This window comes from Burkholderia sp. WP9 (assembly GCF_900104795.1).
In the GTDB taxonomy this organism is placed as follows: domain Bacteria; phylum Pseudomonadota; class Gammaproteobacteria; order Burkholderiales; family Burkholderiaceae; genus Paraburkholderia.
In genome coordinates, this window is sequence record NZ_FNTG01000002.1 from 1,766,105 (window position 1) to 1,790,476 (window position 24,372).

18 protein-coding genes are annotated in these 24,372 nt (G+C 61.9%); 3 read left to right on the top strand and 15 right to left on the bottom strand.

Features of this window, described 5'->3' with window-relative positions; genetic code table 11:
- Positions 1-72: 72 nt before the first annotated feature.
- Positions 73-945, top strand: a complete 873-nt coding sequence (locus tag BLW71_RS29045; protein WP_091805152.1) for a LysR substrate-binding domain-containing protein — start codon at positions 73-75, stop codon at positions 943-945.
- Positions 946-1,050: 105 nt separating this feature from the next.
- On the opposite strand, the gene BLW71_RS29050 is transcribed toward BLW71_RS29045, so the two are convergent.
- From BLW71_RS29050 to BLW71_RS29115, 14 genes are all read right to left on the bottom strand, one after another.
- Positions 1,051-2,652 carry a peptide chain release factor 3 gene (locus BLW71_RS29050; protein ID WP_091805156.1) on the bottom strand — a complete coding sequence of 534 codons (1,602 nt, stop codon included), beginning with the start codon at positions 2,650-2,652 and terminating at the stop codon, positions 1,051-1,053.
- Positions 2,653-3,387: 735 nt separating this feature from the next.
- Positions 3,388-5,970 carry a fimbria/pilus outer membrane usher protein gene (locus tag BLW71_RS29055; RefSeq protein WP_353615899.1) on the bottom strand — a complete coding sequence of 861 codons (2,583 nt, stop codon included), beginning with the start codon at positions 5,968-5,970 and terminating at the stop codon, positions 3,388-3,390.
- Between the two features lie 185 nt (positions 5,971-6,155).
- Positions 6,156-6,899 carry a fimbria/pilus periplasmic chaperone gene (locus tag BLW71_RS29060; protein WP_091805159.1) on the bottom strand — a complete coding sequence of 248 codons (744 nt, stop codon included), beginning with the start codon at positions 6,897-6,899 and terminating at the stop codon, positions 6,156-6,158.
- 74 nt (positions 6,900-6,973) lie between these two features.
- Positions 6,974-7,531, bottom strand: a complete 558-nt coding sequence (locus tag BLW71_RS29065; protein ID WP_091805162.1) for a fimbrial protein — start codon at positions 7,529-7,531, stop codon at positions 6,974-6,976.
- A 277-nt stretch (positions 7,532-7,808) separates the two neighbouring features.
- On the bottom strand, positions 7,809-8,369 hold the full coding sequence (locus tag BLW71_RS29070; RefSeq protein WP_091805167.1) for a fimbrial protein: 561 nt from the start codon (positions 8,367-8,369) through the stop codon (positions 7,809-7,811).
- Between the two features lie 418 nt (positions 8,370-8,787).
- On the bottom strand, positions 8,788-10,170 hold the full coding sequence (locus tag BLW71_RS29075; protein WP_091805170.1) for an MFS transporter: 1,383 nt from the start codon (positions 10,168-10,170) through the stop codon (positions 8,788-8,790).
- Between the two features lie 118 nt (positions 10,171-10,288).
- Positions 10,289-11,728 (bottom strand): NAD-dependent succinate-semialdehyde dehydrogenase, encoded by a 1,440-nt coding sequence (locus tag BLW71_RS29080; RefSeq protein ID WP_091805173.1) that lies wholly within the window; start codon positions 11,726-11,728, stop codon positions 10,289-10,291.
- Positions 11,725-12,762 (bottom strand): aldo/keto reductase, encoded by a 1,038-nt coding sequence (locus tag BLW71_RS29085; RefSeq protein WP_091805177.1) that lies wholly within the window; start codon positions 12,760-12,762, stop codon positions 11,725-11,727. Before BLW71_RS29085 ends, BLW71_RS29080 begins: the two co-directional genes overlap by 4 nt.
- A gap of 83 nt (positions 12,763-12,845) precedes the next feature.
- Positions 12,846-13,370 carry a formaldehyde-activating enzyme gene (gene fae, locus BLW71_RS29090; RefSeq protein WP_091809027.1) on the bottom strand — a complete coding sequence of 175 codons (525 nt, stop codon included), beginning with the start codon at positions 13,368-13,370 and terminating at the stop codon, positions 12,846-12,848.
- 604 nt (positions 13,371-13,974) lie between these two features.
- Positions 13,975-14,265, bottom strand: a complete 291-nt coding sequence (locus BLW71_RS29095; protein ID WP_091805180.1) for an H-NS histone family protein — start codon at positions 14,263-14,265, stop codon at positions 13,975-13,977.
- 138 nt (positions 14,266-14,403) lie between these two features.
- Positions 14,404-15,603 (bottom strand): serine hydrolase domain-containing protein, encoded by a 1,200-nt coding sequence (locus tag BLW71_RS29100; RefSeq protein WP_091805183.1) that lies wholly within the window; start codon positions 15,601-15,603, stop codon positions 14,404-14,406.
- 241 nt (positions 15,604-15,844) lie between these two features.
- A complete protein-coding gene (locus BLW71_RS29105) occupies positions 15,845-16,048 on the bottom strand; it encodes a hypothetical protein (RefSeq protein WP_007178697.1) in 204 nt (67 codons plus the stop codon).
- A 499-nt stretch (positions 16,049-16,547) separates the two neighbouring features.
- Entirely contained in the window at positions 16,548-16,808 is a 261-nt protein-coding gene (locus BLW71_RS29110) for a hypothetical protein (RefSeq protein WP_091805186.1), read from the bottom strand.
- A gap of 87 nt (positions 16,809-16,895) precedes the next feature.
- Positions 16,896-18,371, bottom strand: coding sequence for a sigma-54 interaction domain-containing protein (locus BLW71_RS29115; RefSeq protein WP_091805189.1), 1,476 nt, complete (start codon positions 18,369-18,371; stop codon positions 16,896-16,898).
- Between the two features lie 311 nt (positions 18,372-18,682).
- On the opposite strand from BLW71_RS29115, the gene BLW71_RS29120 reads away from it, so the two are divergent.
- Entirely contained in the window at positions 18,683-20,083 is a 1,401-nt protein-coding gene (locus BLW71_RS29120; protein WP_091805191.1) for a GntP family permease, read from the top strand.
- Between the two features lie 103 nt (positions 20,084-20,186).
- A complete protein-coding gene (locus BLW71_RS29125) occupies positions 20,187-20,588 on the top strand; it encodes a RidA family protein (protein WP_091805194.1) in 402 nt (133 codons plus the stop codon).
- Between the two features lie 22 nt (positions 20,589-20,610).
- On the opposite strand, the gene BLW71_RS29130 is transcribed toward BLW71_RS29125, so the two are convergent.
- A complete protein-coding gene (locus BLW71_RS29130; protein ID WP_091805198.1) occupies positions 20,611-24,150 on the bottom strand; it encodes an ATP-binding protein in 3,540 nt (1,179 codons plus the stop codon).
- Positions 24,151-24,372: the final 222 nt, after the last annotated feature.

Genomic DNA, 24,372 nt, shown 5'->3' on the forward strand with positions numbered 1-24,372 from the left:
AACTCGATCCGCCGTTCCGCCCGATATCCGCCGGCCGGACTGTGGACGACTAAAAGCAATAGAAGGTGATTTATGCGGCGCTTGCCATCGCTGATCGCGTTGCGCTTCTTTGAAGAGACGGCCCGTCACATGAGTTTCAATCGCGCGGCCATTGCACTGTGCGTGACCCAAGGCGCCGTGAGCCGGCAAATCAAGCTGCTCGAAGAATCGCTCGGCGCGAAACTGTTCGAGCGCGACCACAAGGGCATTCGTCTGACGCAAGCCGGGTTGCAATTGCTGCCGTGCCTGTCCGAAGCCTTCGACACGATCGAGCGCGGCTTTCGTCAGATTTCGGTGGCCAAGGGGCGGCGGCTCGTGCTCGCCGTGCCGCCCACTTTCGCCACGCAATGGTTTTCGCCGAGGCTCGGTTCGCTCGCGGTGGAGTTGCCCGACGTCGAACTGTCGGTTCGCACGGAAGCGCACGGCGACTTTCACTGTCAGATCCGCTTTGGCCGCCACGCGCTGCCGGACGGGCATTCCGAATTGCTGATGACCGAGCGCCATGTGCTCGTGGGCACACCTCGCCTGCTCGATCAACCGCTCGACGCGCTGCTCGAACGCATGCCGGCGTTGCATGTGCTGCATAACGACGCGCGGCTCGACCTGTGGCCGAACTGGCTCGCCAAGGCGGGCAGGCCCGCGCGTTACGCGGACAACGGCATCGAGTTCTCGACACTCGAACAGGCGATTCGCGCGGCGAGCAAAGGCGCGGGCCTGGCGGTCGTGGACCGGAACATGATTGTGGAAGAATTGGCGGACGGCAGACTCGCGCAGTTTTCGGATGTCGAAGTGAGCGGGCCGTTCGGCTACTGGCTCGATATTCCGCAACGGCACGTGGGGCTCGAACATGTGCAGGCGTTGGCGGGGTGGCTGCGGGAAGAGGTGTTGAAGCTGGACCCGCAATGATGAACCAGCAGCAACCTTAGTGCCGTTAACGCAAATGGCCCCGTTTTCACGGGGCCATTTGCGTTGCATTGCCGTGCGTTGCGCCCGACTACGGGCGCCACAGACTTACATCGCCTTCTTGAACGGCGCGCCCGAATGCTCGCGCAATTCGTTGAACACGATCTTCGGCCAAGCCTTCTGCGCGACTTCGATCTCGGACACGTGCGAAGCAAGATAAGTCGGCGCATCCGACGCGTCGAGCGCAATGCGCGCCGCGTACGAATCGGTGAAGCGGCGCAGTTCGGCCGGATCGTCGCAGGTTACCCAGCGCGACATGCGGTAGCGCGCCGGCGCCATACGCACGTCAACCTTATATTCGGTCGACAAACGGTGCGACACCACTTCAAACTGCAGTTGGCCGACCGCACCGAGAATCATCAAGCCGCCCACTTCCGGGCGGAACACCTGAATCGCGCCTTCCTCGCCGAGTTGCTTGAGCGCCTCGCCGAGCTGCTTGGCGCGCATCGGGTCGACCACTTCCACCGTCTGGAAAATCTCCGGCGCGAAGAACGGCAGGCCGACGAACTGCAACTGCTCGCCTTCGGTCAGCGTGTCGCCGAGACTCAGCGTGCCGTGATTCGGAATACCGATGATGTCGCCCGGATACGCCTCGCTCACCGTCTCACGACGCTGCGACAGGAACGTCACCACGTTGTTCGCACGGAACGTCTTGTTCGTGCGCGTCACCTTCACAGCCATGCCGCGTTCGAAATGCCCCGAGCACACGCGGATGAATGCCACACGGTCGCGGTGCGCCAGGTCCATGTTCGCCTGCACCTTGAACACGACACCGGTGAACTTGGGCTCGTCCGGCATGACCGGACGCTGCACGGTCATGCGCATGGAGGGCGGCGGCGCCAGATCGACCAGCGCGTCGAGAATTTCCTTCACGCCGAAGTTGTTGATCGCCGAGCCAAACAGCACGGGCGACTGCTGACCGGCGAGGAACTGCTCGCGATCGAAATCCGGCGAAGCGCCGGTGATCAGATCGATCTCTTCCTTCGCCTTGATCCAGGCATGGCCGAAGCGGCGTTCGCCTTCTTCGTCGCTCGGCGCTTGCAGCGTTTCCACTTCGCCGCCAGCCTTGTCCTGGCCCGCGCGGAAAATGCGCACCTGATCGCGCTGGATGTCGTAGACACCCTGGAAGTCCTTGCCCATGCCGATCGGCCACGTGAACGGCACGGCGGCGACGCCCAGATGCTGTTCGATTTCGTCGAGCAGTTCGAGCGGTTCGCGCACTTCGCGGTCGAGCTTGTTGATGAAGGTGACGATCGGCGTCTTACGGCTGCGGCAGACTTCGAGCAGCTTGAGCGTTTGCGCTTCGACGCCGTTCGCGCCGTCGATCACCATCACGGCGGCGTCGACCGCGGTCAGCACGCGGTAGGTGTCTTCAGAGAAGTCTTCGTGGCCCGGCGTGTCGAGCAGATTGATAACGGCGTCGCCGTACTCGAACTGCATCACCGAGCTCGCCACCGAAATGCCCCGCTGCTTTTCGATCTCCATCCAGTCGGACGTCGCGTAGCGGTTGCTCTTGCGGCCCTTCACAGTACCGGCGATCTGAATCGCGCCCGAGAACAGCAGCAGCTTTTCCGTGAGCGTGGTCTTACCCGCATCCGGGTGGGAAATGACCGCGAACGTGCGGCGGCGTTTGAGTTCGGAGACTGACATCGGGTCTGGCGGTCACGGATAGGGGTTCGGGCGGTTCCCGGCGGCTTGTGGCTGCCGGTGTGCCACGCCTTGCGCGGCGGCGTCGAGCTGCGGGAGTTGGGCCGGCGGCCCGCGTCACAATGACAACTCGACCGCGTCGGAAACAGGTCACGAACGAGCGTTCGACAATACGGGAATCGCCAGCGCAGAACAGCGCAGGGAACGAATGATACACGTCATGGGGACCGGCGTATCGAAAAGGGGCAGGTGCGGCGGAGAAGCGGCAGGCGGGTCTGCCCCAGGAGGCCTACTGATAGGACATCGTGAAAGTGGCCAGCGCTCTGATCGAGCCTGCCTCCACATCTCCCGTTCGGCCAAAGCGTAGCAGTCGTCTCTACCGGTGCTGAATCGTCAAATCTGCAGGGCATCTGAAACTGTGTTGGCGCAAGCGTGGCAATCGTCGCACCAACCGTTGGATTGGCAGGCACGGAGATCGATCCCGCGCTGATTATGTTGTTTGCACCGCTTGCATTACAGATAAGCACTGCGTGAGCTGCCCTGGCCGCGAACAAATTGAAAACGAGTAATAACATGAGGCACCCGACGATCCGAATGCGCGAACGGCGGTCGCGCCGCGCAACGGTCGCACAGAACAATGCCTCATAGACTGTCGCTTTTCGACTGCAAAGTTGCAGACAAGATTTGAACGCTGAGATTCAATCACCCTTCGAATTCAGTTGCTGAGTACTACGGCAATCAAGGTTCGCCTTTCCCGGTTGGCGTCCCATCCACGCAGTGCCCTTCCACAGACATGTAGACCGCCCCCGCGTTACGCGTCTGCGCCGGCAGCACATAGTCAATGTGGCATTGCTCGGAGGCCGTCGCACCCCATTTCACGAACAGCGAGCCTTTGTCTTCGATCCCGCGCGCGAAAATCCGGCTGTCCTGCGCAACGACGCCTACCGTGCGTCCACTTGCATCGACGACATCCGCGCCGAACGGCAACGCCTTGTCGCCGAGTTGCGGCGCGCGAATCAGCGCGGCGCGTCCGGTCACCGTCTTGTACCTGATCATCACCACTGAGCCCAGCCGCGGCACCGCCTGCTCCGACGTCGATTCAAACTCGACATCGGTCGAGGTGCCCTTCGGATCGATATCCACCGTGTTCATGCCATACGGCGTCAAATACGGGACCACCGCAAAGCCGCCTCCGTTGAGCTTGACGCCGGGTGAACTGGTGACGCTCGCGCCTGCGGCGCCCGGCGCTTCAATAACGCCGAACGTGTCGCCCACCGTCTGCGAGAAGGTGACGCCGCCCGGATGCGCGACGATCGACCCGCTCACCCCTGCCGACACCTGGCGCGATCCGGTTCCCCCGCTCGCCGATCCCGCCAACTGCGCGTACGGTGCGCGATAGGTACCGCTCGCGCCCGCGCTCGCCGTGCTGGCGCCGGAGCCGCCGCCGTACGTCCCATACGCGTTGTAGGAGTACTGGTTACGCTCGCCCAACGAACCACTCACGTTGGCCTGCAAACTGGTGTTGCCGCCGGAACTGCTGAGGTTCGTCGACATGAGCGGCGAATGCGGATCATGGCCGAGCGGCAACGTGGTGCTCAGCATGATCTGGTCCGACATCGATCCGTTCGAGCTGCGCGTGCGCCCTGCGCTGATGCTGTACGTACCGTACCTGAAACGATTGGTGTAGCCGGCCTGATAGAACAGATCGCTGCCGCTGCGATTCCAGTATTGCTGTGCGGAAGCGTTCAAATAGACCGTGCCGTATTCCTTGAAATTCTGATTGAGCGTGGCCTGAAAACGATTGCGCTGGCGATACACCGAATTCGGATCGCCGCCGCGCATTGCGAGGTCACGCGCGGACGCGGCATCCCACAAGTTCATGTACCCGGCCGTCGAATAGCGATACGCCGCGATCGCAATGTTGGTGTTGGTCGGATTGATGAACTTGCTATAACCAACGCGCAAGCTCGTGCCACGCGAGGTGGCCTGATTCGGAATCTGCGTCTCGGCGGCCGTCACGTCGACGGAGAAAGCACCCAGCTGCGTGTTCAGTGCGGTGCCCAGGTCGGCGGCCAGATAGCCGTCCGCAGCGACACCGCCGCCATAGAGCGTGATCAGATTGGTCAGCCCGCGCTGCAATGTGACCTGCGCGAAAATCGGGTTGGTTTCGAGCGTGGCGTTACGAAGTTCACCGGCAGTGACCGAAAACCGTGTGGTGCCGGGCCGCAACGACTGGGCGACCGAGGCGTAAGGCACGGTAAAGCTTTTCGTGCGGCCATTGGCTTCGGTGACGGTGACATCCAGGTTGCCGCCATAGCCGGTCGCGTACAGGTCACTGATTTCGAACGGGCCCGGCGACACGGTGGTTTCATCAATCACCTGCCCGTTCTGCCGAACCGTCACGCGCGCATTCGATTCAGCCGTGCCACGCACGACCGGCGCATAGCCGCGCAGGGATTCTGGCAGCATGCGGTCGTCGGTGGCGATCTGCGCGCCGCGAAATGGCACGCTGTCGAACACATCGCCGGTCGTGTAGCCGTCGCCGACCGTCAACTGCGACTTCATCGCGGTGATATCGCGCTGAAGGTAGGTCGCAATGTTGTCGAACTGCGTGGCGGCACCGGCTTGCTGGGTCACCGAGGACTGATGGCGGAAGTGCCACGCGCCGATGTTCACGCCGGCATTCAAACCGACATAGCTTTGAGTCGATTCAACAGCCGATCCAGCGCTGTGGTACGCGTTCGCGTTGTAGCTCAAGAAACCTGCGTTGACTCCGTTCTGCCACATCTCGGGCGGCACGTAACCGCGCGCGGTGTTTCGCATGAACTTTTGCGGCACGCTGAGGCTGATCTTCTGTTCCGCGAAATCGAAGTCAACGGTCGCGTCGGGCACGGCCGCCGCGAGGTCGACGCATTCGCCGGTAACGTCGGTGTCGGCCGCCGGTTCCGCCTTCACCTTCGCCTCGCTGCTCGCCGCGACCTTGGCGAAGTCGACGCCAAGCTTCTCCAGCATTTGCCGGCTAAGGCAAGGACGCGCCGCAGTCGTTCCGCTCGCGGCGACAAACCGCACGTCATGACGCGCGACACGAATGCCGTTGAGGTACACATCGACGGAATAAATGCCTTCAGATACCGGGTTGCCACGCGCGAAGCGCGAGACGTCCACCGTCGCATTCGGATCGACGCGCAGAAATGTCGTATCGAACTCCACGGCTGCGCCCGCTTGAGCGGGTTCGGACGCCTGTGCGCCTGTCGGCTGAACGCCGCCCAGCACCGCGAATGCCAACGTGACAACGGCGGCGACCGGGTTGAGACTGAACACACCCGCGCGTTCAGTGCCACGAGCGGCCGACCTGCGACAGCGTAGGTCCTTCATGATGTGATCGGAATTGAATGTCCCGCCGCAGGCGTGCGTCATCCATGCGTTGCCGGCGCAACGCGCGCCGTGCAGGAGAAAGGGTTGGCCAAAGGCGGCACGCTGCCGCCCCCCGGCCGGGCTGTGGCGGTCTAGTCGCCGAGCGCCGCGTCGCCGGTGATCGGGCCGCCGTAGTCGCTGATCGCGATGTAGTGCACCTTGGCGCCCGCGGCGACACCATTCATCTTCGCGATCGGCAGGACCGCTGAGGTGCGCGGTGCAACCATGCCGCCTTGCTCGTTCCTGAAGGTGTGGCCATTGCTCTCGACGTCGATCTCACTGAACGAGACGTGGTAAGGCGTCGGATTCGAGACGTTGAGCGCCTGCCCTTTGCCATCCGCCGACGCCGCGATGCTCCATCGCAGTTGCGCGGCCGCATCTTCAGGTTTGCCGGGTAGCTTGTCCGGCCGCGCGAAAACCTTGATGCGGGTGCGATACGCGAGGCTCAAAGTATTGGCGTCCGAAGCAGCACTTGCCTTTGGTGGGATGTCCAGCACATTGAGCCAATAGACCGACTCGCGGTCCTGAGGTAATGATTCGCCCGTGTACATCACGCGTAACGTCTGCGCCTTTTTCGCGTCCATGCGGAAAATCGGCGGCGTAATCACGAACGGCACTTTGATTTCGCCGGGTTTGGCATCGGCATTGCCGTCGTCGATCCAGACCTGCACGAGGGAGGGTTTGTGGCTGTCGTTATCCAGTTTGACCGAGACTTCACGCTGCTCGAGTGGATACACCACACGCGTACCGCCAATAGTCACGCTGGCCTGTGTGCTGCCGGCCAATAGCGCACAGGCAAAGCCGATTACTATCGGCATATTTTTGAGCAGCTTCATTACAGTCTGTCTTTCAATAATCCAGAGGAAGGTCGCAAAAAGGCGCCCGCCCGGCGAGCGCTTCGGACCTTCGCTTACTGGTATTCCATCGAGTATTGAACCGACGAGGTGACCGTACCGGGAGCCGCAACGCCTGTCGCGTAGTACTGCGCGAAATACTGCAGGGTTGCCGCGCCGCCCGTGATGGTTGCCCCGTCCGTGGAGACATCGTTGTTCGCGCCCGTCGTGACGTTGATCGGTTGCATCTGCGCGTTAAGGAGACGAACCTCCACGTTTTGCGCGGTGCCGCTGTTCGACAGATAGCCATTCGTCTGGTCGACCGTCGGGCCGTTCTCGAAACGCGCAACTGCTTTGGTGGCCGTGCCGCTGCAGCCGCTCAGTTTCAGTTGCAGATCTGCAGGGTTCGACGTACCGGCCACTTCGCCTGACGACGAAAGCGAACCGGTCGGGACCGGCGCCAGCGTGACTGCCTTGTCGGCCGGGGTGCCGCTTGCGCTGCCGTTGATCGAACACGTGCTATCGGTCACGGTGCCGGAGATGGAGATCGTGCCATCCGCCGCATGGGCGCCAAGGGGTACTAGACCAAACAGAGTGCCGGCGGCGATCGCGATTGCGGGGAGGGATAACTTCATAACGTTCAGTCCAATAAACTAAGAAAAGCCGATCAAATCAAAAAGCGATCCTTGTATTGCTCAAGGATCGCCCCATGCGTCAAGCATGCCAATCATTCAGTTCAGGAATACGATAGTTCCTGCTCTAAACGCCTGACCTATCCTTCCGAGATAGGAGAATGCGATGTTAAGTTGTCCAACATCAAAATTACATGAGACAAATCGCCTCTTTCCGTGATTTCAGTCAATGGATTGATTGAATCAATGCACGCCGGTAAGGAGCGTCTCTATCTGCAATTTACTGATATTGCATCGTGTATTGAACCGACGTGTAGACCGTACCCGCCTGGGCTGCATCGAGCGCGTAATACTGTGCGAAATACTGCAACGTTGCCGCGCCGCCGGTGATAGCCACCCCGCTCGTACTGATATCGTTGTTCCTGCCCGTCAGCACATTGATCGGCTGCATTTGCGCGTTGAGCAGTTGAACTTCCACGTTTTTCGCGGTGCCGCCCTGGTTCGCCAGAAGGCCCGTTGACTGGTCGACTGTCTGGCCGTTTTCGAAGTTGGCAATCGCCTTGGTAGCCGCGCCAGTGCAACCCGTCAAAACGAATCTCAGATCTGCCGCGTTCGACGTACCAGCCACGGCACCTGATGTCGTAAGCGCACTGGCCGGAACCGATGGCAGCGTGACTAACAGGTTGGCGGGCGTGCCACTCGCCGAGCCGTTGATCGAGCAAGTGGTGTCTGTCACAGTGCCACTGATGGTGATCGTACCGTCCGCCGCATTGGCGCCAGCCGGCGCGAGACTCAACACACCGCCAGTAGCGATCACGAATGCGGAGATCATCGATTTCATTGCTTGTATTCCTAAAGATTAGACAGAAAACTCAACGGCAGTCGCGGAGATACGTCGTACCGTTGCCCACCTTGATCACGCTGATTTCGCAAGGCATACAGGCAAAATAAATGCCGAATAACTTGATTTCGCGCAAAAAAAGTCAATCGTAAGTTTTACTGGATAAGAAATACATGAGGCAAATTGCCTTTCCTGAGATTTCGACGGGGATATCCGGCACCAAGTGGCTGGCTGTGTGTCCGGCAGAGTGATGCATCAATGCACGAAGAATCGGTCAAACTGGCTCTTCGTGAATAGGCTGGACGCGGCAATACGCCACGCAAAATTTGTGTCGGCCAGCAAGCTGATCAGCCTGTCCAAATAAAAACCCGCCGCATCGTTGCCAATGCGGCGGGTTATTTTCTAGCAGAGAAAAGCGCTACGCGCCGCTCGCCTCGTTCAACGTCAAATGCTTCGTCTCGGGCGCCCACGCAATCGACACCACCATCCCGATCAGCAATACTGCGGCAAGCACCATCATCGTGATATGGAAACCCAGATGCACGATGCCGAGCGGCAGCAAAAACGTGCCGACCGCCGAGCCAAGACGGCTGCACGCAATCGCGAGACCAACGCCGCAAGCACGCACCTCAGTGGGAAAACACTCCGGCGGAAACACGCCAACCAGATTGGAAAACGCCGACATGGTCAGCGTGAAAATCGCGAATGCGACAATCATCCCCAATGCCGCCGACTCCGGCAGCACACTCAATGCGATCAGCGAAACACACGTCACCGCGAACGAACCGATCAGGAAGACACGACGCGGCAGCTTGATCGTCAGCCAGATACCAATCAGCGCGCCGAGCACGAGAAACCCATTGAGCAGAAAATCCGCGCTGGAATCGTTGTTCAAATGAATCGCTTTCAGAATGGTCGGCAGAAATGTATAGACCGCGAAATACGGAATGACGAGACACACAAAGAACGCGCAATTGAAAATCGTGCGTCGAATCAGATCCGGTTTGAACAAACGCATAAAGCCGCCCGCCGTTTGCGCGTGTTCATCATGACCGCCGTCGAGGGTCACGTTCGCGCCAAAATGCTTGAGCATGACCGATTTGGCCTCCGCGACCCGGCCTTTGCCATGCAACCAGCGCGGCGACTCCGGCGTGCCTACGCGCAACACGAGCACGACCAACGCCGGCACGCCCGCCGACGCAAGCAACCAGCGCCATGCATCCGGCGAAGCATCGGCGTAATGCATGCCCAGCACGTTCGCCGCCACGTAACCGATCGTCCACACCACGCTGAACGACCCGAGCAACGTGCCACGGTGCTTGCGCGGCGAGAATTCCGCGAGAATGGCGTGCCCCACCGCGAAATCGCCGCCCATGCCGAAACCGATCACCACCCGCAGCAGACACAATTCGAGCGGTGAGCGCACATAGAACTGCGCAAACGCGGCTGCGGTAATGATCAGAAAGCTCAGCAGAAAAATCTTTTGTCGTCCCAGGCGATCGGACAACCAGCCGAAAACCAGACTGCCGAAGAAAATGCCCATCAACGCGGAACTGCCGATCATGCCCATCCAGAAAGCGTCGAGCGGCATCTGCCGATTCATCGACGCGAGCGCATAACCGATCGTGCCGAGCGCGAAGCCTTCGGTAAAGTGCGCGCCGAACGTCAGGCCGGCGATCTTGACGTGAAAGGCATTGAGCGGAACATCGTCGAGAGGAATGGGGCGGTGCGCGGGTGCTGCCGCCGCCGGCAAAGTGGGGGCGAGGCCGAGAGTGGCTGCCTGCATGTCCTGATTGCTCACGCTGTCTCCTTCGTTGGTATGAGTCGTCGGGCGTGGCTGGCGTGCTACCGGTCGCCCGATTGCGTGGTCCGCCAGTGCGGCATGCGTGTGCATGCCGCCGCGGCCCGCGGTCTGAAGATCAGCGCCCGAGGCCGCCCATCATCATGTATTTCAGTTCCGTGTATTCATCGAGCCCGTACTTCGAGCCTTCGCGACCGAGCCCTGACTGCTTGACGCCGCCGAACGGCGCGACTTCCGTGGATAGAATTCCTTCGTTGATGCCGACCATGCCGCTCTCCAGCGCTTCGCCGACGCGCCAGGCGCGGGCCAGGTCGCGTGTATAGAAATACGCCGACAAGCCGAACGGCGTGTCGTTAGCCGCGGCAATCGCTTCCTCTTCGGTCTTGAAACGAAAGCATGCGGCCACCGGGCCGAAGGTTTCTTCCCCAGCGATCAGCATCGAACTGGAGGCGTCGGCAAGAACGGTCGGCTCATAGAACGTGCCGCCTAGCGCATGCGGTTTGCCGCCCGTCAAAATCTTCGCGCCCTTTTGCAATGCGTCGGCAACGTGCGTTTCGACCTTCTTCAGCGCCGCCTGATTGATCAGCGGACCTTGTTCGACCTCGCCTTGCAACGCGTTGCCTACGCGCATCTTGCACACGGCTTGCGTCAGCGCCGACGTGAATGCTTCGTAGATGCCGTCCTGCACGTAGAAGCGATTCACGCACACACATGTCTGCCCGGTGTTGCGGAATTTCGAAGCCATCGCGCCCTGCACGGCGGCGTCGAGATCCGCGTCGTCGAATACGATGAAGGGTGCGTTGCCGCCGAGTTCGAGCGAGAGCTTTTTCAACGTGTCCGCCGATTGCTTCGCCAGCAGCTTGCCGACGCGCGTCGAGCCGGTGAACGACAGCTTGCGCACCACGTCGGATTCGGTGAGCACGCTGCCGATCGCGACGGCATCGCCGGAGACGATGTTGAACACGCCCGGCGGAATGCCCGCCTTCTCCGCGAGCACCGCCAGAGCGAACGCGGATAACGGCGTTTCCTCCGATGGCTTGAGCACCATCGTGCAGCCGGCCGCAAGCGCGGGACCGGCCTTGCGCGTAATCATGGCGAGCGGAAAATTCCACGGCGTAATCGCCGCCACCACGCCCACCGGTTCGCGCGTCACAATGATCTTCGCGTTCGGATTGGGGCTCGGGATTACGTCGCCATACGCGCGCTTCGCTTCCTCCGCGAACCATTCGAAGAAGCTGGCCGCATAGCCGACTTCGCCGCGGGCTTCGGCAAGCGGCTTGCCTTGTTCGAGCGTCAGCAGTTCTGCAAGCGCGTCGCGATTCTCGAGCATCAACTCGCCCCAGCGTTTGACGCGCACGCTGCGCTCTTTTGCGGTCAGCGAACGCCATGCGGGAAACGCGCGCTCGGCAGCCGCGATGGCTTGCGCGGTTTCCGCCACGCCACCTTTGGCCACTTGCGCAACCACCTCGCCGGTTGCGGGATTCAATACGGCGTATGTGCCGGCGCTTTCGTACCACTCGCCGCCGATGTAATGCGCTGTGCGGAGAAATTCGTTCATGCCGCCTTCTCCAGCGTTTCGACGAACACACCTTGTGCGAGCCGCGGTTCGCGGGCAACACGCTTGCCGGCGGTGTAATCGTTGATCAGATCGCACGGCGTGTAGTTGCGTTCGAGTTCGAACAGTTCGTCCGCCGAGAGCGTCGTGCCGAGCGCCGCGAGCGCGCTATCGAACTGCGCCGGCGTATCCGCGCCGACCAGCATGCTTGCGACGCCGCCATGGTTCAGCACCCACGCCTGCGCGATTTGCGCGGCCGACACCCCGCGCCGTGCGGCCACGCGCGCCACCGAAGCGGCAATCTCACGCGAAGCCACATCGCCATACATTTGCGCGGTGAAGAAGTCGGTCTGATTGCGCGTCGAACCCGGATCGCACGTCAGCACCCCACGCGCCAGCGGACTGAACACCGAGACGCCGACGCCCTGATCCTGGCAATATGGAATCATTTCGCGCTCTTCCTCGCGGTACGCCAGGTTCAACTGCAACTGCATGTTGATCGGCTTGTGCCAGCCGTTGCGCTCGCAGACCTGCATGATCTTCGCGAACTGCCACGTGTACATGGTCGATACGCCAATGTAGCGGGCCTTGCCGGCGCGGACGATATCGTTGAGCGCACCCATGGTTTCCTCGACCGGCGTATTCACGTCGAAGAAATGCAGCATGTAGATGTCGACGTAATCCATGCCGAGACGCGTGAGCGAGGCGTCGATGCCATCCATGATGTGCTTGCGCGAATGGCCGCCGGCGTTCTGATACGCCCCCATGTCGTAACCGACCTTGGTCGTCACGACGATTTCCTCGCGGCGCGCAATACGCTTCAGAATGCGCCCCACCACTTCTTCGCCCACGCCGGTCGAATAGAAGTCGGCGAGGTCGATGAAATTGACGCCCGCTTCCAGCGCATGACGGACAATCGGCTCGCTTTGCGCTTCATCGAAAATCCACGGCTTCCATTGCGGCGTGCCCATATTCATCGTGCCGAGGCACAGACGCGAAACCTTCAGGCCGGATTGGCCGAGGCGAATGTATTCCATTGTGCTTGTCTCCTTCCTGGTCGCATCCAGCGGCGCGGACCGTGAGTGGCGCATCCGCGCTCACCGAACCGCCCGCCATGCGATTAACGTTGTTTCGGTGTGTAGAACGGGTTCGATACGTCGCGTGCCGCGGCGAATACTTCTTCGCGATGCGGCAGGCCTTTCATCGCCGCGAGGATCGCGTTCCTGCATGCGCGGTAGTTGTTTTCGAAGACGGCGTCGAGATCGTCCGCACTCGGGTTGACCCAGTTCGCGGACACCACCACCCAATCGTTTTCTGCTTCGGGCGGCAGCGTGCCGTTCTCCAACGACTCCGCCACCGCCTTCGCAATGCCGGCTTGCGAGGCGCCCCACGTCGCATTGCCGTGGAAGTCGCTGCCGATCTGCGCCTTGTTCACATAGAGCGTCAGCGGCTTGGTCGGCACGCCCGGACGCGCGATGACGACGAACGGCGCGTGGCCCGCGGACGGCGTCGCCAGTGCGGTGGCGAAAGCCTGCCCTGCCGGGCCGTTACGCGGGCCGACCAGTACGTTGATGTGCGCGAGGTTGACGCCGGGGCCTTCGAATCCTTCGCCGATAAAGAGTTGTTTGTCCGTCGATACGCTCATGGTCGTTCCGTCGAGGTTGAGTGGATGGCCGATTGTGACGTTCGGCATCCGCGACCCTGTATCGATGAGTTTTGATGCGGGGTATGAGAGGAACTCAACTCCGGGTTAGTCCGGAGCGCAGTGGTGTGCGCGTATCGGTGAGCGCAAAGGTGAGGGTTTTCGGGACTCTCGCCGACGCACCCTCGAATGGCGATGAAAGGTGAGCATGCCGAAGCTCGTTCTCGCACCTGCGCGAACGCGATGTGCGGCGTGTCGAGGGCAACGCGACAACTGGAAAGGGAATGGGGCTGGGGCCGCCGCGATTCTTCGCAGAGCCTGGGAACGCGCGCCAGCAATGGCTGGCGCGGGTTTCCGCGAAACAGGATGAGTCGCCGCGAGGCGCGGCGTCAAGCTGGACGCAAGGTGCGTCACTCGCCAAAACCTGGCTCACCGAAGCAGAGAGCCGAGGCGCAAACCGCACAGCCTGTCGAACGACTCCGGCTCCAGGTTCACGCGAAAGGTGAGCGTTTTCGGGACCTGCGTGACGGTGCGAGAAACTCCGCTCGCGACATCACTCCAGACAATCCGGCGCACGACGAGCAGACACGCCATGCGCCGACGCGCTTCAGACTTCGATCAGAAAGCGCTCGCGATTCTTGCCGGCAAGCCACGCGGGCGAGCGCCCACGGCCGCTCCAGGTTTCGCCGGTTTTCGGGTTGCGATACTTGGCAACCGAAGCGGTTTTGCGGGCCGTAGTGCGCTTGCTCGTAAAACCCAACTCTTCGGCCGTCAGATCGTATTCGGCCACCTTCTGCTTGATGTCGGCGATCGCCTGCGCAATTTCCTTCTCGCGGGCCGCTGCGACTTCCTTGTGGAGTTTTTCGAGTTGGGCAGTCAACTGCTTGTACGAGGCCATGGCGGGTGCTCCGATCGTTTTGACGAGTACTGAAGTGCGGACACTATCAGACGAATAAATTACCGGATAGAGAGGCGTAAAGCCAGGCGCCGTTGACGCGGCCAGCAGCCGTCGGCCTGCCCGCCGCAGCCCGGTCTCTCAATCGTCAATCGCATCGTACACGCGGCGTTCGAAGTCAACTGCCATAGAAAACGGTTCGATCGACCGCCGTTGAATCAGCATCAGCCCAATCAGGTCCTCGACCGGATCGGCGAACCAGCTCGTGCCATAGGCACCCGGCCAGCCGAACGACCCCGCCGAGCGATAGCCGAGCGGCAACTGCTGCGCAGGATCATCGACGACCGACACGCCGAGGCCGAACCCCTGGCCTGCCCACAGCACATGTCCGAAGGCCGGCACGCGGCGTTGGTCGCGCGTCAGGAAGTTCGAGCGCATCAGATCGACTGAGCGATGCGACAGCAAACGCGTCGTACCGACCCGCCCACGTCCGAGCAGGAGTTGCGCGAATTGCAGATAGTCCTGCGCTGTCGAAATCAGGCCACCGCCGCCGCTCTGGAATCGATCCCGATTCGCCCATCGGCTCGAAGCAGGATGATCCTCGACCACACGCCGTCCCGAGCCCGCTTCGACGCCATAGGCGGTGGCCAGCCGTGCGAGTTGTGCGTCGGGCACCCAGAACGCCGTATCACGCATGCCGAGCGGCTCGAAAATCCGCGTCCGGAAAAACTCGCCGAGCGGCATGCCGCTCACGCGTTCGATCAGCACGCCGAGCACGTCGGTCGCGATGCCGTAGTGCCAGCGTGAGCCGGGCTGAAACATCAGCGGCAAATCCGCGATGCGGGCAAGCCACGTGTTGGCGTCCATGCGCGCTTCGAAACCGTTGAATGCGGCAGCGTAGGCTTTGGACAGCGGCCCGGTTGCGGTGAAGGCATAGGCGAAGCCCGCGCGATGCGTCAGCAGATCCAGCACGGTGAGCGACGCTCTGGCCGGGTCGGTTTCGTCGAGCGGACCGGTGGGGTCGCGCAGCACGCGCGGTGCGGCCAGTTCAGGCAACCAGAGGGAGATAGGCGTGTCGAGGGCGAGCCGGTCCTCTTCGATCAGCATCAGGATCGCGGCGCTGGTGACCGGCTTGGTCATTGAGGCAATGCGAAACAGCGTATCGCGCTCCATGGGCAATTGCGCGGCTTCGTCCCGCATGCCGAGCGGCTCGAAGTAGCCGATCTCGCCGCGCCGCCAGACCATTGAAACCACGCCCGCCACTTCACCGCGTTCCACATAGCCTTGCATGGCGTTGGTCAACGCCGTCAATCGAGACGCAGAGAGTCCTGCTCGTTGCATGTTCGTCCTGAGTCAGTGGGTAGGAATGCCGGCCTGCTCGTTATGGCTTGGGGGCGCCGTCCGTCCGCAGTTGGTCTAATGCCCGCATCCGTCCGTCTGGCGCGTACGCAGCAAATGCGCGGCTTGCATCGAGACAACCGTCCGGTACGCGGCAACCTGCCCGGCCGTTACGTTCCTTAATTTTTGCAGACGATGTTACCCGATGAAAGGGAACGTCGAAGCCGCCCACCGTTGCGGTAGTTCAGCCTTTTTGCCGCTCTTCCAGCGCCGAAAGCGCGGCGTTGAGCCGTTTCACGCGGCTCGCTTGCGCCGGCACCCGAACCGCGCCCGATACGGAATCGATGCGGCTGCGCCAATACGATAGCGGGATGCGGTCCTCAGCGGAGATATGCGAGATTACGTGTTCAAGATGTTCAATATCTTTTTCGAGTTGGTGGTGATTCATTGCTTTCCCCGGATTACTCGTTGAACTATTTTCACTGCGTAAATAAAAGCATAAAGCGTGCCGTTTTGGTTCTTTTTAACTGAAACGGAAAATCCTTCCTGAGCACCCTCCACGCAAGGACTGAAGCGGCAAAACCTGCCTGCGGCCTGATTTCCAAGGCTGTCAGAAAAGAATAGCGCCGCTAAACTTCGCGTTCCGTTAGGTTCCGCACCGACTTAGCTTAACGGCAAAAAATTCGCGGATTTAATTTCGGTCGGCGGTTGGAAATAATATGAAGCGCGGCATTAAAAACCATTACGCATAAGTGCCGCAGGGCGAAGCTGCATTAGACGCAGGTCTTTACGACCGCCATGCACTTGTCGTCCCGATCTCGAGGAATCGAATGAACCGATTTGCCGGGTGCAGATGAACTCGGCGCTGCGATAGAGGCGCCCGCCGTCACGATCGAGCGGCGGGCCGAAGGAAGAGAATGCCAGAGACGCTTATCGCGCCCGCGCCGTTACTTCGCCCGGCAGGCGTAAATCAGATTGAGCGTGCCATTCTCGGTCGACTGGCGCACCACGTCGAACGCGCCGCCGCAACCCGCGCTGGCCTGCTGCGAGCAGGAGTCGGAACCGGCCGGGCACTGCACCAGCGTCGTTGCGCGACCATCCGACAGAAACAGCGGCGCGCTACTGCTGCAACCGCTCAGCACGACCACGGCGCCGACCGCCAGCGTGGCGCTGGCCCGGCTCGCAAAGGAGGAGAGACTGCGTTTCATCTGAAACCCCGATCACATCTTGTTTTTCGATCACGCGATTGTGCCACGCGGCAATTACGCTGCGTCACTCGACGTCGCCGAACGCGGTCATACGCCGATGCCGTAAGCGGCGATCTTCTTGTAGAGCGTCGCGCGGCCCATGCCGATCTGATTGGCCGTCTCGATCACGCGGCCACCGTTGGCGCGCAAGGCGTCGATCAGGAAACGCTTCTCGAACGCCGCCATCGCGTCGCTCCACGACGCCGGTTCGGGCGCGCCTGCTTGCGCGCCCGAAGCGTGCGCCGCGGACAGCGCCTCGGCTGCCGCCAAACGACGATGCCCGCCGCCCTGCGCCGAGCCGATAAACGGCGCCAGCGCCCGCGCATCGATCCGTTCGCTGTCGGAAAGCATTACGGCGCGCTCCAACGTATTGCGCAATTCGCGCACGTTGCCCGGCCAGTCGTAGGAACACAGCAGCCGCAGCGCGTCGTCCTGCAATTCGAAGTGACTGCCGCCACTTGCCTGCGTCGACAGGTCTTCGAGCATGGCGTAGGCGAGCGCTTCGATATCGGAGACCCGCTCGCGCAACGGCGCCGCGTGGATGGTCAGCACATTCAGCCGATAGAACAGGTCGGCGCGAAAGCGCCCCGCCGCGACCAGTGCCGGCAAATCGGCCGAAGTCGCCGCGATGATCCGGACATCCGCGCGCACGATCCGGTTCGAGCCCAGCGGTTCGAACTCCTTGTCCTGCAACACGCGCAGCAGCTTGCCCTGCAACGGCAGCGGCATATCGCCGATTTCGTCGAGAAACAGCGTGCCGCCGTTCGCCAGTTCGAACTTGCCGACGCGCCCTTTGCGGTCCGCGCCTGTGTACGCGCCGGGCGCGGCGCCGAAGAATTCGACTTCGAGCAAGGTGTCGGGAATCGCCGCGACGTTGACCGTCACGAGCGGCTGATTCGCGCGCGCCGAGCCGCCGTGGATGGCATGCGCCAGCAACTCCTTGCCGGTGCCGGTTTCACCGAGCAGCAGCACGGGCGATTCTAGTTGCGCCGCGCGGCGCGCCTGCCGCTTCACTTCGAGACTGGCCGCGCTCGTGCCGACGAAACTGCCGAACGTATATTTCGCGCGACGCGCCTGGGCGAGCGACCGGCGCGTTGCGATCAACTCTTCCTGCACGCGCGAGTAGTGGGAAAAGAGCGGCGTCAGCGCCTTTAGCTCATCGAAAAGCGCAAAGCCGACGGCGCCGACAGTGACGCCCGCGTCGTCCTTTAGCGGCAGACGCGTCACGACGAGCGGTTCGCGGTCCGTTTCCAGAATATCGAGCAGAATCGGTTTGCCGGTGTTGACGACCTCGCGCATCAGGCTATTGGGAATCACCGCCTCGCAATCGCGGCCAATCGCCTGCTCGGGGTCCGAAAAACCGAAGCGCGCCGCATAGCGCTTGTTGATCCAGACCACGCGCGCGTCCGCGTCGACGATAAAGGTGCCTTCGCTGAAATTTTCGAATGTGCGAAAGAGCGAATCCATCGCCCGGCGCAATACGTCGCCGTAAGTGGCAGGCAGGCCTGCCCAGTCGTTCATCATGCTGTCGCTGTCTCCGGCTAACATCTTTTTATGATTGTCTCATTTTGTAGACAAGCTTATCTCATCGAAGAGATCGCCAGCAAGCCTGCGGCATAAGGGTTTAACCTTGGTTTGGCCTATGTTCAGCGGATTTACGTCCCGTTTTGGAGACGTTTGGGTACAATCGGCCGCACCACGTTTCGAGCTTCGGCCCGCGCTATCAGGCGGCTGGCCGCTAGCGTGCGCGTGGCACGAAACCTGCGTTTGCCGGCGCCGTGCCGTCGCACCTTCGGGACGGCGACCATGTAGAACAACCAAGCTTTGGAGACTCAATGTCCTTTGTTATCGTCCTCGCCGCGCTGGCGTTCCTGATGTTTGCCGCCTACCGCGGCTACAGCGTCATTCTATTTGCGCCGATCGCCGCGCTAGGCGCCGTTCTGTTGACCGATCCGGCCGCCGTCGCGCCGGTTTTCACCGGCATCTTCATGGAGAAGATGGTCGGCTTCGTGAAGCTCTACTTCCCGGTGTTCCTGTTAGGCGCCGTGTTCGGCAAGGTCATCGAATTGTCGGGCTTCTCGGAATCGATCGTGGCCGCTGCCATTCGCTATATTGGCCGTTCGCGCGCCAATGCGGTGATCGTCGCGGTGTGCGCGCTGCTCACCTACGGCGGCGTCTCGCTGTTCGTGGTGGTGTTCGCGGTCTATCCGTTCGCCGCCGAGCTGTACCGCCAGAGCAACATTCCGAAGCGCCTGATGCCCGGCGCGATCGCCCTGGGTGCGTTCTCGTTCACCATGGATTCGCTGCCCGGCACGCCGCAGATCCAGAACATCATCCCGACCACGTTCTTCAAGACCACCTCGTGGGCCGCGCCCGCTTTGGGCGTGATCGGCTCGCTGTTCATCATCGTGGTCGGCCTCACGTATCTTGAATGGCGCCGCCGCGCAGCAATGGCAACCGGCGAGGGTTACGGCACGGATCTGGTCAACGAGCCGGACCGCGTCGAATCGAAGCAACTGCCGCATCCGTTGCTGGCAGTCGCGCCGCTGGTTCTGGTCGGTGTCGCGAACTTCCTCCTGACCCGCTGGATCCCGAACTGGTACGGCGCGTCGTACACGGTTGCACCGGACATCCTGCCGGGCATCCACGCACCGGTCACCACGACGATCAAGGCCGTGGTCGCCATCTGGGCCGTGGAAGGCGCGCTGCTTCTCGGCATCATCATGGTCGTCGTCACGGCGTTCAACCGCGTGCGCGAACGCTTCGCAATTGGCACCAAGGCCGCCGTGGCCGGCGCGTTGCTGGCTTCGTTGAATACGGCGTCGGAATACGGTTTTGGTGGTGTGATCGCAGCGTTGCCGGGCTTTCTGGTGGTCAGCAACGCACTGAAAAGCATTCCCAATCCGCTCGTCAATGCAGCTGTTTCGGTGAGCTCGCTGGCCGGTATCACGGGTTCGGCGTCGGGCGGCATGAGCATCGCGCTCGCGGCCATGTCGGACACGTTCATCAAGGGCGCGGAAGCCGCGCATATCCCGATGGAAGTGCTGCACCGTGTCGTCGCGATGGCGAGCGGCGGTATGGACACGCTGCCGCACAACGGCGCGGTGATTACGCTGCTGGCGGTCACGGGCTTGACGCATCGACAGTCGTATCGCGACATTTTCGCGGTGACCGTGATCAAGACCATGGCGGTCTTCTTTGTGATCGCGGTCTACTACGCGACCGGTTTGGTCTGATCGGGCGGGAGTTGGGCAGGATGCCGCGCACTGCGCCGGCATCCTGAGTTTTGATCGGTTACCTTGTCATCCCGACATTCGATCCGACCCAGCGCACCCGCCCATGAGCTCAACCCCCTCCTTCTGGATGATTCCCTCAGCACCCACGCCGGTCGGCCCGTTCTCGCATGCTGCCGAGGCCGACGGCTGGGTCTTTCTGACCGGCCAGATGCCGACCTCCCCCACCGACGACGCCGCACCGCTGCCCGAGGGTGTCGTCGCCCAGACCAAGCGCGTGATGGACAATCTCGTGCTGGTTCTTCAGGGGCTGGGCCTCGGCCTGCATAACGTGGTTGCCACACGTATCTTCCTGACCGAGTTCAAGCGCGACTACGCGCCGATGAACGAAATCTACCGCGCCTACTTTCCGGCCGATGCGCTGCCCGCGCGAACCTGTATCGGCGTGACCGCGCTGGCGCGCGATGCGCTGGTCGAAATCGACTTCGTCGTCAAACGGCCGGGTTGATTTCGCAGGGTTGGACGGCAACTCAACGCGCGGGTTGCTCGTCGACTCCGTAGTGATCTGATAAGGCTTCGTGCAGCGAGATGGCCCGTTCGTCCATCTCGGTTGTCCAATGGCTGGAGTCGGCGCATAGCCTTTGCAACTGCCGGCATTCTTCGAAAAACCGCGGTTCCTGCACGACCACGAATGCACCGCTCGCGCTGTGCGCCCAGCCGGCCAACGCCTGCACGTCCTCTTCTTCGACAATCGCGAGCAGCCTCGGCAGATCTTTCTGCAAGTGGTCCCTGAGCATGGCCGTGTAACGCGCCTTGTCGTCCGCGCTGAGCGTGCTCGTTGCGTTGGCGACGGGAGGCGTGGAGTCCGCGGGAGCGGAAGCCGATGCCGATGCCGATGCCGAAGCCGAAGCCGATGCCGATGCCGATGCCGAAGCAGAAGCCACCTCAGCCTGCGCGGGCACCACCGCCAGCAAAGCCGCTTGCAGTTCGCTCAACGACGCTGGCTTGGAGACATACCCGCTAAAGCCGCTCTCGTGCCAGCTCTGGGCCTGCTGCTCTTCGGCCACGGCACTGAAGGCCAGCACCGGCAGTTCCGCGTGCCGCTCGCGCAATGCCGCCAGCAGTTGGTGGCCATCCATGACCGGCATATGGATGTCGGTCAGCACCACCTCGAAGGGTGCGCGTTCGAACAACGTCAGCGCCTGCTGCCCATCCGCGGCGATCGTGGGCACGCAGCCGAGCGCCGCCAGTTGCTCGGCGATCAGGTTCTGAATCAGAGGATTGTCTTCGGCGACGAGGACTGCAAGACCCAACAACGCGGGATCGATCTCAGCAGCAGGCACAGCGCAGACGCGCGCGGACCCTTCGTCCAGCGCGGCGGCCGTGCCTTCGACAGCCAGCTCGACTGCGGTCAAACACGCGGTCCGGCTGAACTCGCTCACTTCGAGCACACCCTGACCGCGCGCCTCCGGCCGGGTCGGGCCGCCGCTCGTCATCCACACCGCGCCGACCGCCTGCAACGCGCGCAACGTAGCAATCGCTTCGAGATCGTATTCACCGGACACGATCAACACTACCGGCCGATTCGCTTTCAACCATGCCTGCGCGTCGGCGAGCAACACCACTGCGTGGCTCGACCAGCCCGCTCGCTGAAGCCAGCCGTCCAGAAACTCGCCGGCTTGCTGCTCGGTGCACAACACGAGCGCCGTCCCGCGTGGCGCGGGGAGACTCGCCGACGCGCGCTGCTCGTCGGGCACCGCGACGAGCGGGATCGATACGTGAAATACGCTGCCCGCGCCAGGCACGCTTTCGGCGGAAATCCGACCGCCCATCAATTCGCACAGGCGCGCGCAGATCACGAGCCCGAGACCGGTGCCGCCAGTGCCGCGCGACGTACCCAACTCCCCTTGCACGAATGGCTTGAACAGTCGTGCCAGAAGCGCCTCGCTCATGCCGGCGCCGGAGTCCGAAACCCGGCAGCGTAGCGTCGGGCGGCCCAGCGAGTCGTCCTTCACTTCCGCGTACAGCGTAATCTTGCCGGAGGACGTGAATTTGAAAGCGTTGCTCAACAGGTTGTTGACGACTTGCGCGATTCGCATGCGATCGCCGATCAGGGTGCAGTCGAGTGTCGGCGAAAGGAGTGCATAGAAACGGATCGGGCGGTCTCCGCGCATCGGCGCGTGAGAGAACGCGATGTTTTCAAAGTCGTCGATGGGGCGGAAGGCGTCGTTCGCGAGCAGCATCTCGCCGGCATCCATCTTCGAGAAGTCGAGTATGTCGTTGACGACGCGGCGCAGCGCATCGGACGCCACGCCCAACGTTGCAAGCCGCTGCGCATGCGCCTCGAGACCGGGTGTGCGTGCGAGCAGTTCGAGATTGCCGAGCAGCGCATTCAACGGCGTGCGGATTTCGTGGCTCATCGCCGCAAAGAAATTCGTCCTCGCACGCATCATGGCGTCCGACGCCTGCTGCGCGTGCCGCAATTGTTGTTCGAGCAGGGTCTGAGCGGTGACGTCGAGAATCGCGCAAAACAGCACGTTCTCACCGGCGTACCGCGCGGGCGCATAGGTAAACTGCAAGAACCGCGCGGGCGTAGCGCCTTCGTCTGACGACGGCGAAGCCGACGCCTGCGGGTGCGGCTGAGCGACCACGACGAAAGCGGTGATCCGTGCAATTGCCGCGGCCGAAGGTTTATCAGACGTCTGCGTGCGAAATTCGCTCACAATATGCGGCGGCAACCGGTTGCTGCCTGGTTCGAACGGCAGCAACTCCGCTGCCAGCGCGTTGACGGTCAGAATGGAATAGTCGCTTTGCCGAACGACGCACAGACCGACCGGCGTCGCACTCACCAGAACATGATTGATGGTCTCACTTTCCAATGAGCGGGAAGTCTCGGCAAATGCATTGCGCAGCAGCCGAAGTCCGAAATAACGCGCCGTCAGCGCAACCGCCAGAAGGATCAGCGCCGCGAGGCCGCCGATCACAGCGAGTTGCCAGCCAAGCGCGACAGCAAGCGCGCCCCACGACATATAGCCGACCAGGAAGCCAAACCCAGGCTTCAGCGGCTCATGAAAGATCACGCCTTCACGCCCGTAATGAAATACATGCGACGGCGTTGCCGCCACCGTCTGTTGCAACATTTTGCCGGTCGGCGCGCTGATCGGCTCCGAGGAAACGACAATGCGGTGATCCGCGGTCATGAGCAGTATCGTGCCCTCGTTGCCGGGTGGCGCAATGCGCCTCGCGAGCACATCGAGCCGGATCGTCATGCTGATCAGCGTAGTGGGCGTGTCGCCGTCGTAGTAGACGCTCACCGCGGAGATCACCGGCACGTTCTCCAGCGGATCGACATACGGACCGAGCCAGACACGCTCGCCTTTGCCGGGCAGGCGCTTGCCGGTTTGCACCTCGAGTTGGCGCTCGAGCGTGTCGCGCAGCGTCCTTATGACTGCCAGCCGCTGCTGGGGCATGGCGGACAGGTCCGCTGCGGCGGCTTTTCCCGCCACCGGTTGCGAGAGCGAAGGCAGGATCACCGCATAGTCTTCCTTCAGCCCGACCAGCGTTGCCCGTTGCTGCAACTCGAAGGCCTGCTGCGTCGCAAGTGTCGACTGCGACGCTTCGTAGAGGCGGCCAAGCTTCTCGCCGAGTCGTGCGCCCCACGCGGCGACGGTGGCTTCGCCGACCAGCATGTCGAAGCCCGCGTCGATCCTGTCCACCTTGCCGCTCACCATGCCGGTCCGTCGAACCGATTGCTGAATGGCATCCGGCGCGCTGCGCACCTGGACAGCGGTGTAGTAATAGTCGAACGTGAGCTCGACGCGTCGCGAGAACGACTCCTCCTGGTGCAGCAGAAGGGAGATGTCGGTTGCATTTTGCGACGCGAAAGTGCGGCGATAGTCGAGTTGCGCGAGCCCGGCAACGACAGCCAGCACGAGCGCGAAAATCGCCACGATCAGCATGAGGGAACCGATCGTCGCCAGATAAACCCGTTGTTGGCGCTTCGCGTTCTGCGCGAGCGTGGCGAAAGCCAGCGCCAATGACTCTTGTGTGCGGTCGAGGATCTTCTGCATCAGCTCGCTGGAATAGCGGATTCGTGCAGGCAGACCACTGCGAAATCGAGGGACGAACTACGTCTGCAGGCCTTATATACGGGCGCAGTGTAGCCCTTTTGAAGGTATCGCGCGACGCATCCGGCACCGTTTCCGGCGGCATCCGGACACACATCAGACAACCTTGCATTAACGGCCCGACCCCGGCTAAACCTGAGTGGTTTACTGGGAAACCCTAAAGGG